Origin of the sequence: Halomonas sp. XH26 (assembly GCF_024138895.1) — a bacterium.
In the GTDB taxonomy this organism is placed as follows: domain Bacteria; phylum Pseudomonadota; class Gammaproteobacteria; order Pseudomonadales; family Halomonadaceae; genus Vreelandella; species Vreelandella alkaliphila.
The window spans coordinates 1117675-1131591 of the sequence record NZ_CP071889.1 but is presented as its reverse complement, the minus strand read 5'-3'; the positions used below and the strand labels follow the sequence as shown (position 1 = coordinate 1131591).

Genomic DNA, 13917 nt, shown 5'->3' with positions numbered 1-13917 from the left:
AGAGCCCTCTAAGGCAACGCCGCCTGAAGAGGGCTCTTCACTATCTTAACGCTGGTTAATTGAGCGTCACGACACGGCTATGCCGCTGACCATTGGCACTGGCGCTGCGTAATAGCACCGTGTTTTCCACCTCGGGGCGCGCGCTGTCCTGATAGACCTGCCAGCTCGCCCCGTCGTCCAAAGAGTACTCAATACTTACTCCTGGTAGCGCGACATTGGCTACTAGCCTACCCGCTTCAACCCGTGCTCCTGGCAATGGCAGACGATAAGCGATTCCATCACGCTCCAGCCGTGGTAGGACACGCTGGCCAAGCAGGTTGGCAAAACGCTGCCAGTCCTCGATCAACGACTCATCGTCGACAAAGGACGTCTCGCCACCGATGAACACCTGACCAGGTTGATAATCGAGTTCCCACTCGGCTTGGTGCCAGGCTCGCTCAGCCAACGCTAGCAGACGCGGGAAGATCATGTACTCCATCTGCGTCTCGCTACGTACCGTTTCCCCCCAGGCTTGCGCGGAAATCCCCCGAGCACCTTGCCACCCCTCGGCGCTCTCGGAACGAAAGGTATTGCCGTCTCGATCAACTGAAGTTTCCGCATTTTGCGCCAGATTATCGGGGGCAAAGGAGAACACTTTGCGCGTATCGGTGAAACGTGTCGCCCAGTAGTAGCCTCGTTCGTGTGGATTGACCTCGTAGGGCATGTCAAAGTAGAGATAATCTGGGCTAGAAAGAATCACCTCATAACCCCGCGACTGCCACTCGGCCACCGACTGACTACCGCCCCAAAACAGCGGATCCCAGAAGTTAACCGCGACCTGTGGCGTAGCAAACTCGGCGGCGGACTCAACATGCTTAAGGCCGTCTTGCCAGGCTGACATCCGCGCTATTCCGTAGCTGTCAGCGAGTTGGTTAACCTGTAGGGCAAAACGGCTCGGCAGTTCCTCTACAGAAGCGACCTCTCCATCGGCAACGCTCTGTTGGCAAATTGGCGACGCCTCCCAGGGATGGTGCTGATCACTCTGGTCAATGGTTCCTCGCCAGTCGACCGGTTCTTCGGCATCGATATCCTGAAAACCATGACCCAGCAGGATATTCTTGGCTTCATCACCACCAAAGTGCCAGTTGTCCAGCGCCTGGCCCGCCTCTTGGTGCATCAATACCACTTCCCCCATCACCTTATCGACAAAGCGGTTCGTCGACTCAAGACAGGGGTTGAGGTAGCTGCGACGATCATAGAGCTGAACCGACAGCGTATTAGACGTATCTTCGGGGTCGATTAATCGATACTCATTGGCTGCCGCACTATCGCCCTCCTCCATCAGCCGACGATGTCGCGCTTCCATAGCCACCACAGCGGCACGAGCATGAGCCGGCATATCAATTTCAGGCACCACCTGAATATGGCGAGCCTCGGCATAGCGAACGATATCGATATAATCCTCACGGGTGTAGAAACCGCTACCGGCAGTATCGTCCTCTGGCCCAGAGCCCAACTGAGGTAAAAGACAGTGCGTTTCTTCCAGATCATGACAGCGCTTGCTGCCTACTTCGGTTAATTCCGCCAGCCCCGGAATTTCCAGCCGCCAGCCCTCATCATCGGTGAGATGGAAATGGAAACGGTTGAGCTTGTACGCAGCCATCTGATCCAGCAAGCGCAACACTGAGGCCTTATCTTTGAAATTCCGTGCAACATCCAGCATGACGCCGCGATAGTCGTAACGTGGAGCATCATCAATGTCCATCGCTGGCACCAGCCCTTCCTCATCCATGGCCGCTATTAGCGACTGGACAGCGTAGAAAGCCCCAGTGGCGTCAAAGGCCAGAATATCGGCACCGGACTCATTGAGCTGCAGGCGATAGCCCCCCTCCCGTGCCAATGCTTCATCGAGAACGTCTGACTCAGAGGCCAAGCGGGCACGAATCACCAAGCCTTCGCCACCTTCGTTAACGGGAATATCGAGCCGTTCGAAGCGCTCTCCCAGTACCGCTAGGCTGGCCTCGCTCAGCATTGGCATCTCGAGGCTGACCCCTTCAGACAAATCGAGAGTAGCCTCTCCCAGGCGAGATGAGCGCGGTGTCGGCAAAATAGCTCCCCGCAATGCGTCGGCGGGCATTGCAGTGGCCGCAGCGTTGCGCTCGAAGCGTGTCTCGGCCGTCATCACCACGTTGTTATCGTCCGGTGTACGCATAAGCTGCTCACCGAAAGGAGCACGGACAAAATCGGTCAGCACTTCGTCACGGGTATTATCGATCACCGCTGTTTCATCGCCCACTGCCAGGTACCAGTTGGGCATCACATCGGTCATGAATAGCTGCCAGTACTCACCCACGATGGGAATTTCCAGGCTCTCTCCGGCGTCCAGTCCAGTAAAGGTGTCATTGGGTTCAAGGCGATGGAGATCCCCTGTGATACGAGTCAGCGACAGTTCAGGGTGATCCATCTGCAGCAGACGACGAATACTCGAGAAATACAGCCCCCAGTCGCTCGCCTCAATGGCCTTATCGGAGGTATTGGTCAAAAGGATCGTCGCAGTGAAACAGGCGGCGTAATCCGCCCCCAATCTCTGGCAGTCGATATCATGCGCCTGTGGCTGATTGGCGGTTACCTTGTACTGCACGTCTAGCCGCTGCGCCAAGTCACGGGCAGACGACGCGTCAAGCTGAGTGGTTTCGCTGGCCTGGGTTGCCGCCGAGTTGATTGCAATCCCGATAGCCAGTGTCGTTAGGGCCTTCGTCAATGTTGTCATTGTTTTCACCTCAAGCATTACAGAATCGAGAAAGGAGCCACGACCGTGAACTTGATGTCGTGCTCATCCTGAAAGGCGTTTTTAAAGCCGCCATCTCCCCAGGAGACGTAGTCGGTGCGGTTGTCGTAGCGGGTATAATGCAGTTGAAAACGCGTGCCCTCGGCCCAGCCATTCTGAACCTTGTAATGCACGTCAAAGTTCCAGGCGGACTCACTAAAGCGGCGCCCGGGGTCCTCAAAACCTGAGTAGGGACGAGCATCCCAGCCATAAGCATGAGCCACGCCCAGCGACCAACCAGGCAAACTCCAGCCTTCCAGGTCATAGGTGACACCGGCGTAGAGGGACTTCTCGCCATCGTGATTCCAATCGGACCGGGCATCCCACCAGACGTCCATGCGGCCGTTAGACGATGCATAAGGGGTGGTCATTCGCGGCAGGAAGTAGCCCTGAGACCCAGGGGGCATGCACCCAGCTAAACTCAAGCCGCCAATCGAAGGCACCTTGATCATAGTGAGCGGTAAGCACCTGTTGCCAGGCAGTGCCGTCATAGACGTCGTTGGCCGAACCATCGTCATGACGGTCACTGGCGGCGTAGGCCTGGTAACTCAAACGCAGCGGGGAATCGTTCAGCTGGGTGGCATAAGAAACCTTACCGAACCCTTGATCCATATAGCCCTGGGCTTGCCCAAAAGCCGCCTCGAGCACCAGGTCTTCGGTGATTTCGTAGCGTGCTCCCAGCGAGTGCAGATAGTCGATCGTCTCTCCATCAGCTTGGCGGAACTCGTAGAAGCTCTGATACCAAGGGGCCTTGTAACGATCAGCATGAAAATAGCTCAGCGATAGGTCACCTATCCTGGCGCCGAGTTCTCCACCGCGATAAGTGCCTGGTAGGAAGGACCAGTTAGGGGCGATGACACTGGTGCCTTGGGGCTGCAGATACCCTAACCGCCCCCACATATCGCCAAACTTGAACTTGAGTGCGGCCCGGTAGAGGCTTGCACCATTCGTTTCCTTACCGTCCCAGCGCTCTTCCCACAGAGTGCTTGCTGGACGAAAATTGAATTCCGTGCCCTGGTGACGGTTCTGAAAGTCGTAGGCAGCAAAGGCGGCTAGATCCAGCCCCACAACGCCCCCCGCGTGACCACTCGAGAAGTCGACAGCCAGATTGGCGGTGGAGTGCTGCAGATTGGAAGCGTAAGCCCCTGGAGTGCCCTCGCCATCCGGCCCCATACCTCCCGAGCGACGATCACGGTCGCGATAGATATAAAACAGGGTGGTCTCAAGGCTGGCCTCTTCCATAAAGCCCTGAGGCTCGTCGGCAGAAGACGTCAAAGGAACCAACGATAAAGTACCGATCAGGGCTAGTTGACCAAAGCGACCTAACGGCTGCCCTTTTTGGGGCGTAGGTATGCTTGATATCAGCATGGCGTCGTATCCGATTGTTGTTGATTTTGTATTAGCGTTGCAGTGATGTGCACGTTTTAAAGACGCGCGGGGTCTGTAGGGCAGCGCAACGCTGCCCCATAAACATGGGTCTATGACGTAGAAGTCTTGGCTAAATCGCCACGGCTCCCCGTTACTCAGTCGTTGCCAAGTAACGGGTGCCGATTACGAGCGTTAGGCTCTTAGTGAATGCGCGATAGCAGCGGCTTGATCACCCACGATCAGATGCCATGTATTGCCGTTCAACGCTTGGATGCCTCTACATCCCAGTTGGTCAAGCGCTGCGCTGTCTAGACCAGCGCCATCGACTAGCTCCACGCGCAGGCGTGTCTGGGCTTGGACGTCCAGCCGTTGCACGTTGGCATTACCCCCTAAGGCAGCCATCCAGCGTTGGGCCACCTCGGCGGGCAATACCGTTGGTTGAGAAGGGTTTGCGGGGGTGCCAGGGCTCTGTTCAGAAGGACTGTGTTCAGAAGGACTATGTGCAGAAGGGCTATGAGAAGAGGTATTGGCATCCATCGCCGCTCCACTCTGCTTGAGCGCTTGTCGAATCTCATCTGCGATACCATCCGCAATGGGGCCCATCACTACCTGGAGACCACCGCCCTGGAGACGCATGATCCCCCGAGAGCCCAACGATTTCAGAGCCGACTCATCAATTGCCTCAGGATTCTCCAGCACCAAGCGTAACCGAGTCGTACAGGCACCTACGCTTTGCAGGTTGCTCGCGCCACCTAACGCCGTGACAAACGCTGGGCCACGTTCACCGAGTGGTGTTGGGGCTGCTGCGGAGGAAGTGCTTTCCGGCTCGCGCCCTGGGGTAGGTAGATTAAAGCGGACGATGGCCCAGCGAAATAACGTGTAGTACAGAACAAAATAGACGAGGCCGACAGGCAGCATCAGCCAACCATTGGTGGAAAGCCCGTAAGAGAGTGCAAAGTCAAAGGCTCCAGCGGAGAAGGTGAAGCCAAGCTTCACGTCCAGCCAGTGCAGCAGCGCCATGGAAATGCCCGTTAACACTGCGTGCATGCCATAAAGCAGCGGTGCCAGGAACATAAAGGTGAATTCGATGGGTTCGGTGACACCGGTCAGGAAAGCCGTCAATGCCAGCGAAAGTAACAAACCACCCACCTGGGCACGGCGTCCTTTTGGTGCGGCATGGTACATGGCCAACGCCGCGGCTGGCAGGCCGAACATCATCACCGGGAAAAAGCCCGCCATAAAGCGCCCTGCTTCAGGGTCACCGGCAAAGAAACGATTCAGGTCGCCATTGGCCACTACTCCAGAGGCTGTCTCGAAATTACCGAAGACGAACCACACCAGGCTATTCAGCACGTGGTGCAGCCCCGTCACAATCAACAAACGATTAATCGTTCCGTACACGAAAAGTCCCAGCTCACCAGCGCCAATCAGCCAGTGACCAAGTGCATCAATGCCATGTTGGATGGGCGGCCAAATCACCCCAAAAACAACCCCCATTGCTACTGCAGCTAGGCCAGTGGCAATAGGCACAAAGCGTCGCCCACCAAAAAAGGCCAGATAATCAGGGAGCTGAATCGACTTATAGCGATTATAAAGCAGGCCTGCCACGCTGCCGGCAATAATCCCTGCCAGCACCCCCATATCGATCTCAGGGTTAAGCGCGGTCAGCACCGCATCTAGTACCAGGTAGCCAATCACCCCGGCCAGGCCAGCAGCGCCGTTATTATCATCCGCGAAACCTACGGCTAGGCCGATGGCAAAAATCAGCGCCAGGTTGGCGAAAATGGCCTCGCCAGCGCCAGCAATAAAGGCAATATCCAGCAGATCAGGCTGCCCAAGTCGCAGCAATAGACCTGCAATGGGCAATACCGCGATGGGTAGCATCAGAGAGCGGCCAAGCCGCTGTAGCCCGCCCATCAGGCGGGAACCGAAGGTCGTAGAAGACATTTCAGCACCTCTCAAGGGTCGTTGTTGTTATGTCGGTTTGGTTGGCCTGAGCAAGCCACGCGCTTAAGTGCTGGCGTACAGCGGTCGCATCGTCCAAGGCCAGTAGTGCGGGAAGTTCATCTGCCAGTGCGGCAGCATTCAGGCAACGCAGGGCAGCTTTCACTGCAGGCACACGCGCAGGTTCTACAGAGAGTTCATCGACACCCAGCGCGACGAGCAGAAGCGCGACCCGCTCATCACCCGCGGCGGCACCGCAGACTCCCACGGGGCAGTGCCCTTTCGCGCCGTCTACCGTCGCTTGAATCAGCCGCAGCACCGCGGGATGCAATACATCCGCTCGTGCGGTGAGCGCCGGGTCCTCACGGTCCATCGCCAGGGTGTACTGGGTTAGATCGTTGGTGCCGATTGACAGAAAGTCGGCTTCAACAGCGAGGCTTCTGGCGCACAGAGCAGCACTAGGCACCTCGATCATGGCACCAAGGCGCGGCCGCGCATCGAGCCCCATTTCGCTGGCCAACGTCTCTAAGCGCTTGCGCACTTCGCGCAGCTCGCCAACCTCCGTCACCATCGGCAGCATGATATGCAACGTTTCCAACGGCGTAACGCCGAGTAACGCTCGAAGCTGAGTCTCCAACAGTTCAGGCTGGCTGGCCCACAAACGAGCGCCCCTCACGCCCAGCGCTGGGTTAGGTACTGACGGCAATCGCAGATAAGGAAGCTGCTTGTCTGCACCAATATCCAGGGTGCGAATAATCACAGGCTTGCCATCTAAGGCCTTCACCGCAGCCTGATATTCATCACGCTGAGTCGCTTCACTGGGGGCACTATCTCGCTCAAGAAAAAGAAACTCACTGCGCAGTAGGCCTACACCATCAGCACCCGAATCTGCCGCCAAACGCGCCTCTTCGGCGCCACCGATATTGGCGCATACCTCAATTTCTCGCCCGTCCAGAGTCATCGCTGGCTCATGCGCTAACGCTTGCGCTTGCTCAGCTTCATAACGGCGAGCATCAATGCGCTCTGCCACTTCCGCCCGTTGAGTAGCGCTGGGGCTCAGCGCCAAGCGTCCATTTTCCGCATCTAGAATGACGCTCTCGCTTGTGGCGCTATTAGCAGCGTCGATTAGGCTTGCCCCCATGGCCACGAGGCAGGGAATACCTCGGGCGCGTGCCAAAATGGCCACATGGGAAGTGGTGCCGCCGCCCGCGAGACATAGCCCAGCAGGGTGCTGGGCGGCAACGGCCACCAGCTCTGAGGGTGTCAGCTCATCAGCAACGACGACGGCCCCTTTAGGCAGCTCAGGAAGTGCCGCTTGCTGGTCGTCGCTTAGTTCCACCATCACACGGCGCTGCAAGTCGCGCAGATCTGCAACCCTGGCGGCAAGCAGCGCATTTCCGCTCGCCGCAAGCCTTGCGGCCTCGCCATCAAGCGCCTCACGCCAAGCTTGGCCAGCGCTGCGACCTTCACTAATGTGCTTACCTGCAGCTGCCGCCAAATCGGGATCTTCGAGCCAGGCGCCATGGGCAGCAAAGATTTCCGCCTCGGCGCTCTGCCCCTGGCGCGTCGCTTGCGCTTCAGCTTTAGCTAGCGCTTCGCCAACGCTTAGCAGAGCCTTTTTCAAGCAAGCTGTCTCAACGGCTTCGCCCTCGCCCATCAAGGGCACGGCGGGTAGCGGCAATTGATAAGAGACAAGCGGACCGATGGCTAAACCAGGGCTAGCCACCAAGCCAGCCAGTTCGCCCTCTTTAAGTGCCACTGCGGTTAATATAGACGACGCAGGTGCGCTATGTTCTTCGGCTTCAGGCGTGGTCAACAGACGCTCGGCGGCATCCAGCGCAGCCTCAGCAGCCTCCCCCTGGGCAGTCAGTTTTAACGTTGCGCCTTCGGTCAGGCCCAAGTTCATTAATGCGCTAAGACTAGCGGCACTAGCACTGGCAGCGTTGTCGCTTGAACCCTCATGTTGCACCGTCAGATTAACGTTATGCTCACGAGCAATAGCACGAAGTCGGGCAGCCGGTTGCGCATGCAGCCCCGATGCCAAGGCTAGGGTCACGCGGCGCTCAGCTAACGGCCCGTCAGCACGTGTATCGGATTGCTCAATAGCCGTGCGGGTTAGCACCAGCAAAGGCTCACCAAGGGAAACCCGCTCACCCTCGCGGTGCTTCGACGGCAGTAATTGCCAACCAGCCGCTTCGGTGATCACCAGTGGGGTAATCAGCGCACTTGCGCCCAGCGCTAACGCATCGGCATCGAAGCGGCACAGCGGGTCACCAGCGCGCACTTGATCACCTACGGCGACCAAAGGCTCAATACCTTTTCCGTTTAACTCAACCGTATCCAGGCCAAGGTGAAGCAGTAATTCAACACCCGCCTCGGTTCTCAAGGTGAACGCATGATGGGTACGCGCGCACTGCACCACTTCACCATCACAGGGAGCATGCAGGCATTCGCCCAGTGGATCGAGAGCAATGCCCTCTCCCAGGGTTAGGCTGGCGAAAACCGGATCGGGCACTGCTGCTAGGGGTACCACAACCCCCGTTACGGGGGCCTGCAGCGTTAATGATTGACTTGAATCTGACATGGGAGGACTCCCAAGATTGTTGTTATACGTTACAGGGTGCAGGTAACTTTATTGAGGTGCCGAGGGCGATCTGGATCGCTTCCCCGAGCCTCTGCAAGGCCAGCCACCATTTGATAAAAGCTCTGAATCACCGACAGTGGCTGCAGAGCCTCATGACCAGCATCTACCAAGGTCAAATTGCGCTGTACCACGCTCTTGTCGGCAGCAAGGACTACCCGGGCACCAACACTCTTGAGCCACTCGGTTAACTCCAGCAAGCCAGCCTGTTCGGGCCCTGGTGGTGCGAATACCAGCACCGGATAATCAGGGCCAATTAGCGCCATCGGACCATGGCGAACTTCGGCACCGCTAAAGGATTCCGCTTGAATCGCACAGGTTTCTTTAAACTTGAGCGCCGCTTCCTGAGCGACTGCAAGACCTGCTCCACGACCAATCACCATCATCTTGTCAGCATTTAGTAATGCCTCGATGGCCGGGGACCAATCCATCGCCAGGGCCTGGGTCAGTCGTTCTGGAAGTTGTTCCAAAGCAGTGAGTAGCAGGCGGTCTTCCTGCCAGTGGCCGATGAGCTGCGCCATGGCAGAAAGCGTGGCCAAGTAGCTTTTGGTGGCAGCGACACTTTTTTCTTCTCCCGCGTAGAGCGGAATTTCACTATCGCTGGCCGCGCCCAGAGGCGACTGCGGCGTATTGACTAACGCTACCGTTCGAGCCCCAGCGGCAGCGAGGGACTGCTGCATCGCCACTAGGTCAGGGCTTTGTCCAGATTGGGAAACCGCCAAGGACAATTGCCCTGTTAGTCGCCAAGGTGCCTTCGCCAGGGTGGTCAGCGAGGGAGGCAGCGAGGCCACAGGAATGCCTTTACGCTGCATGCATTGGTAGGCGAAGTAGCTGGCGGCATGATCGGAACTGCCCCGCGCCACGGTGACTGCGGCAGTCGGCTCGGCAAGGCGCAAGCGTTCACCTAGTGCAGCAAGCAACGCGTGATTACGCTGCAGTTGACCGCGAACACGTTCAGGGGCGTTGCGGGTTTCTTCAAGCATCAAAGACATTTAAGAGGCTCCTTGGGCGTTTCCACAGATATGACGGCCTTCGACATAGACCGCTTGGAGTTGAAGTTGGGGGTCAAGGATGACCAGGTCCGCCAATGCGCCCTCTTGCAGGCGGCCAATGTCGTCGATCCCCAGGAAGTCGGCAGGGAAACGTGACAGGCGATCCGAGGCGTCCGCCAGGGTAAGACCGAGACTAACGAAGTTACGTAACGCCTGATCCATGGTCAGCGTACTGCCTGCCAAGGTGCCGTCAGCCAAACGCACACCTCCCAGACATTTGGTGACGGTCTGCTCACCTAGACGGTAATCACCGTCTGGCATGCCTGCCGCTGCCGTGGAGTCGGTAACCGCATAGAGATTAGGGATGCAACGTAAGGCGGCACGGATGGCACCAGGGTGTACATGCAGCAGATCAGGAATCACTTCGGCGTACTGCGCATGGGCGAGCGCTGCGCCGACCATTCCCGGCTTGCGGTGTTGCAGTCCGGTCATGGCATTGAACAGATGAGTAAACCCGCAGGCACCATGAGCCAATGCCTCAACGCCCTCTTCATAGCTGCCAAGCGTATGCCCTATCTGAACCCGCACGCCGCGTTCGCTGAGATGGCGAATTAATGCATAGTGGCCAGCTAACTCAGGGGCAAGTGTCAGTAAGCGGATGGGGGCCAAAGCACACAGCTCATCCACCTCCTCAATCACGCCATTACGCGCATGGGCAGGTTGAGCACCCAGCTTGCCGGGATTGATATAGGGACCTTCCAAATGAACGCCCAATACCTTAGCGGCGTCCGGCTCCTGCGCTTCCATATAGCGGGCGATATCGCCTAACACCTGACGGATCCGCTCATCTGGCGCCGTCATGGTGGTAGCAAGCAAACGGGTGGTGCCAAAACGCACGTGTGTGCGCGCTAGGGTGGCAAGAGCTGTGCCGCCCTCCATGGTGTCGGCACCACCACCACCATGCACATGCAAATCTATAAAGCCGGGAATAATGCGTGGATGGTCATTGGTATCAGGATCTACCGGATCGCCGTCAATGCGCCTAATACGCCCGTCTTCCCAGTGGATCTCTCCCAGGCGCCAGCCCTCAGAGGTGAGAATATTGCCAAACTGCATAAAACCTCCTAGCGGGTCATCTCGACCATAAAGTCGTAATAATCAGTGCGGCAGTAGGTAACGGTAAGCTCCGCCGGAGAGCCATCTGAGAGATAGCCTAGACGCGTCACTTTGAGCAGTGCCTGGCCCTCAGGCACCTCAGCAAGCGCCGCCAACTCCTCGCTGGCATTGATAGCCGTCACATGCTGCAAAGCACGTGCTATGCCTTTGCCGCTGGCTTCCAGCACCGCATAAAGGGATGTATCGACCCGGAGAGGATCGGGCAGCACCGAGATGGGGAGGCAACTCTCTTCGACCGCCATTACCACCCCATCGGCTAAACGCAAACGCTTGAGACGCGCGACTTGGGCATCAGCCCCCAGGCCAAGGCGCATGCTCTCTTCTGCACTGGGGTTGGCCAGCTTGCGTTCCAACCAAAGAGAACTCGGCGTAAACCCACGCTGGGTCAGCAGCTCGGTAAAACTGGCGAGCCGTGACAAGGATTGATTGAGGCGAGGGGTAATAAACGTGCCCGAGCCACGGCTTCGGCGAATCAGCCCAAGTTCTGCTAGGCGATCTAACGCCTTCCGCGCAGTAATGCGCGAAACCGCTAAGCTTTCGGCCAAGTTGCGCTCAGAAGGCAACGCCTCGCCGGCTTGCCAGGCGCCCGTATCAATTGCTTGTTCTAGCTGACGCGCTAACTGCTGATAAAGCGGTGTTGCGCCCTGAGGATCAAGATGTAGCTGAGTAAAGCGTGGGTCCATGAGTGTCTCCCAGTAGCGGCCATACCAATTAGATACCACTATAGACCCAATGAGATACCAATCAAATACCAATTAGCTACAACTATGGTTGAATAGTGACGTTCGAGCTGGCCAATAAGGCAATAAAGCACGCACAAGATTGAACGCAGATCGTTGATAGTTTGGGGCCAAAGCGAACTTCAGGGTAACCACGATTGGCGCGGCCTTTGGGAATCCGTATAGTGGCAGGCTACTCTCGCCAACTGATTGAACACATGCTGCAAAACAACTCATTGCTTGCCCAGCTCAAGCAACAGATCCGTGATACCACCCCACGCGCTGAAGGGGTGATCAAAGCCACCGAAAAAGGCTTCGGTTTCCTTGAAACCGACAGCGGTGAATCTTATTTCGTGCCGCCCCCCGCTATGAAGCAAGTACTCCATGGCGATCGCGTCGAGGCGGTGATCCATGAAAACGGCGACAAAAAGTCCGTAGAGCCTGAAAAGCTGATCGAAGCTGGGCTTGACCGCTTTGTTGCCCGTGTTCAGAAGCGCGAAGACCGTTTAGCCGTTGTGCCCGACCATCCGTCGATTCGCAATGTGCTGAAGGCGCGCATAAAGAACAGCCTGGATGAAGCCACCATTGCTGATGGCGACTGGGTTGTCGCGCGGCTGGTACGCCACCCGCTGAAAGAGAACGATCGCGGCTTCTTTACGCAAATTGATGAGCTAGTGGCTAAGGCCGACGATCCCGCCGTTCCGTGGCGTGTCACCCTTGCCCGCCATGCGCTGGAACAGGAATGCCCGGACGCAGGTACCGAGTGGCCACTGCATGATGAAGGGTTAACCCGTGAAGACCTCACGGCACAGCCCTTCTTTACTATCGATGGCGAAAAAACCCGCGATATGGACGACGCGCTTCACGTGGAAGCGCTGGAAAGCGGCGGCTGGCGACTAAGCGTTGCGATCGCTGACCCAACAGCCTACGTTGAAGAAGGCCACGCGGCCGACCTTGAAGCGCGCACCCGTGCTTTTACGGTCTACTTACCCGGCCAGAACGTGACCATGCTGCCTGAACAGCTGGCGGATGACCTCTGTTCGTTGTGGGAAGGCCAGGATCGCCCTGCCCTTGCCTGCTCGCTGGACATTAATGCCGACGGCAGCCTAGGTGATTACCGCTTTTTTGCGGCTAACGTAAAATCCCACGCCAAACTAGTCTATGACCGCGTTTCCGACTGGCTTGACGGTCAAGGCGAGTGGGCTCCCGCTGACAATATCGCTGAACAGCTGAAAGCACTACGCGATTTGACCGAAGCGCGCACCGCTTGGCGCAACGAACATGCGCTGGTGTTTAAAGATCGTCCTGATTACGTTTTCGACCTGGACGACGCGGGCAACGTCTTAGGCATTCGCACCGAAGATCGCCGCATTGCCAACCGTATGATTGAAGAGTCGATGATTGCCGCTAACGCTTGCTGCGCGGACTTCCTCGCCAAACATATCGGTCACGGTATCTTTAATGTGCACCGCGCTTTTGAGCCTGAAAAAGCCGAATCTGCTCAAGAGTTCTTAGCAACTCAGGAGATTGAAGTTGCCCAGGAAGCGCTGACTGAGCTAGCTCACTACAAAGAGCTAAAGCGCGCCCTCGAAAGCCGTGATGATGCCTGGCTGGACGCGCGCCTGCGCCGCTTCCAAGGCTTCACCAGCATGTCAGCTCAACCTGGCCCGCACTTTGGTCTTGGACTACCGGCTTATGCCACTTGGACGTCGCCAATTCGTAAGTACGGCGATATGGTCAACCATCGTTTGATCAAGCGTGTGCTTAAAGGTGAACAGGCTCCGGCAGAAGCCAGCCAGCAGCTCACCGAGCAACTCACCGAGCGGCGCCGCCTGAACCGTATGGCAGAACGCGACGTAAAAGATTGGCTCTACGTTCGCTACTTAACGCCAGCGGCTCAAAACCAAGACGCCTTCGACGCAGAGATCATGGCGATCAACCGCGGTGGTATGCGAGTACGCCTGTTGGAAAATGGTGCTACCGCCTTCGTACCCGCCCCGCTAATGCACAGCGATCGCGATAAAGTGGTCATTGATGATAAAGAGGGTCGCATTCAGATTGAAGGCGAAGAGCGCTACAAGCTGGGCGACAGCCTGCGCATTGCGCTAACAGAAGCCCGTGAGGAAACCCGCTCGCTGGTCGCCAAACCCACAGAATAACGTTACCTTGCCCCGCCCACGCCACGGCATTGCCGTGGCGTTTTATTTTCCCGCCGCCCATTAACTGTCGCAGAACTGACTTATTTCTTCCTTATGGTAATCCGATGACACC

9 protein-coding genes are annotated in these 13917 nt (G+C 57.3%); 1 reads left to right on the top strand and 8 read right to left on the bottom strand.

Annotated elements, in window-relative coordinates; all coding sequences use genetic code 11:
- Positions 1-55: 55 nt before the first annotated feature.
- The 8 genes from J4377_RS05170 to J4377_RS05135 all read right to left on the bottom strand — a co-directional run bounded on the left by J4377_RS05170 (position 56) and on the right by J4377_RS05135 (position 11610).
- Complete coding sequence (locus J4377_RS05170) at positions 56-2749, bottom strand: beta-N-acetylhexosaminidase (protein ID WP_253487237.1); 2694 nt, start codon at positions 2747-2749, stop codon at positions 56-58.
- 17 nt (positions 2750-2766) lie between these two features.
- The gene (locus J4377_RS05165) at positions 2767-3144 is read right to left on the bottom strand and encodes an OprD family outer membrane porin (protein WP_253487235.1); all 378 of its coding nucleotides are present in this window, start codon (positions 3142-3144) and stop codon (positions 2767-2769) included.
- Positions 3145-3151: 7 nt separating this feature from the next.
- The gene (locus tag J4377_RS05160) at positions 3152-4174 is read right to left on the bottom strand and encodes an OprD family outer membrane porin (protein WP_253487234.1); all 1023 of its coding nucleotides are present in this window, start codon (positions 4172-4174) and stop codon (positions 3152-3154) included.
- 192 nt (positions 4175-4366) lie between these two features.
- Positions 4367-6121: an N-acetylglucosamine-specific PTS transporter subunit IIBC gene (gene nagE, locus J4377_RS05155; protein WP_253487232.1), complete on the bottom strand. Its 1755-nt coding sequence runs from the start codon at positions 6119-6121 to the stop codon at positions 4367-4369.
- Between the two features lies 1 nt (position 6122).
- Positions 6123-8702, bottom strand: a complete 2580-nt coding sequence (ptsP, locus tag J4377_RS05150; protein ID WP_253487230.1) for a phosphoenolpyruvate--protein phosphotransferase — start codon at positions 8700-8702, stop codon at positions 6123-6125.
- Positions 8703-8731: 29 nt separating this feature from the next.
- A complete protein-coding gene (locus J4377_RS05145) occupies positions 8732-9751 on the bottom strand; it encodes an SIS domain-containing protein (RefSeq protein ID WP_099049299.1) in 1020 nt (339 codons plus the stop codon).
- Positions 9752-10867 (bottom strand): N-acetylglucosamine-6-phosphate deacetylase, encoded by a 1116-nt coding sequence (gene nagA, locus J4377_RS05140; protein ID WP_253487222.1) that lies wholly within the window; start codon positions 10865-10867, stop codon positions 9752-9754. It lies immediately after the preceding gene.
- Between the two features lie 8 nt (positions 10868-10875).
- Positions 10876-11610 carry a GntR family transcriptional regulator gene (locus J4377_RS05135; protein WP_038482427.1) on the bottom strand — a complete coding sequence of 245 codons (735 nt, stop codon included), beginning with the start codon at positions 11608-11610 and terminating at the stop codon, positions 10876-10878.
- 254 nt (positions 11611-11864) lie between these two features.
- Here J4377_RS05135 and J4377_RS05130 point away from each other — a divergent pair, with 254 nt between their 5' ends.
- Positions 11865-13805, top strand: a complete 1941-nt coding sequence (locus tag J4377_RS05130; RefSeq protein ID WP_253488113.1) for an exoribonuclease II — start codon at positions 11865-11867, stop codon at positions 13803-13805.
- The last annotated feature ends 112 nt before the right edge of the window (positions 13806-13917 follow it).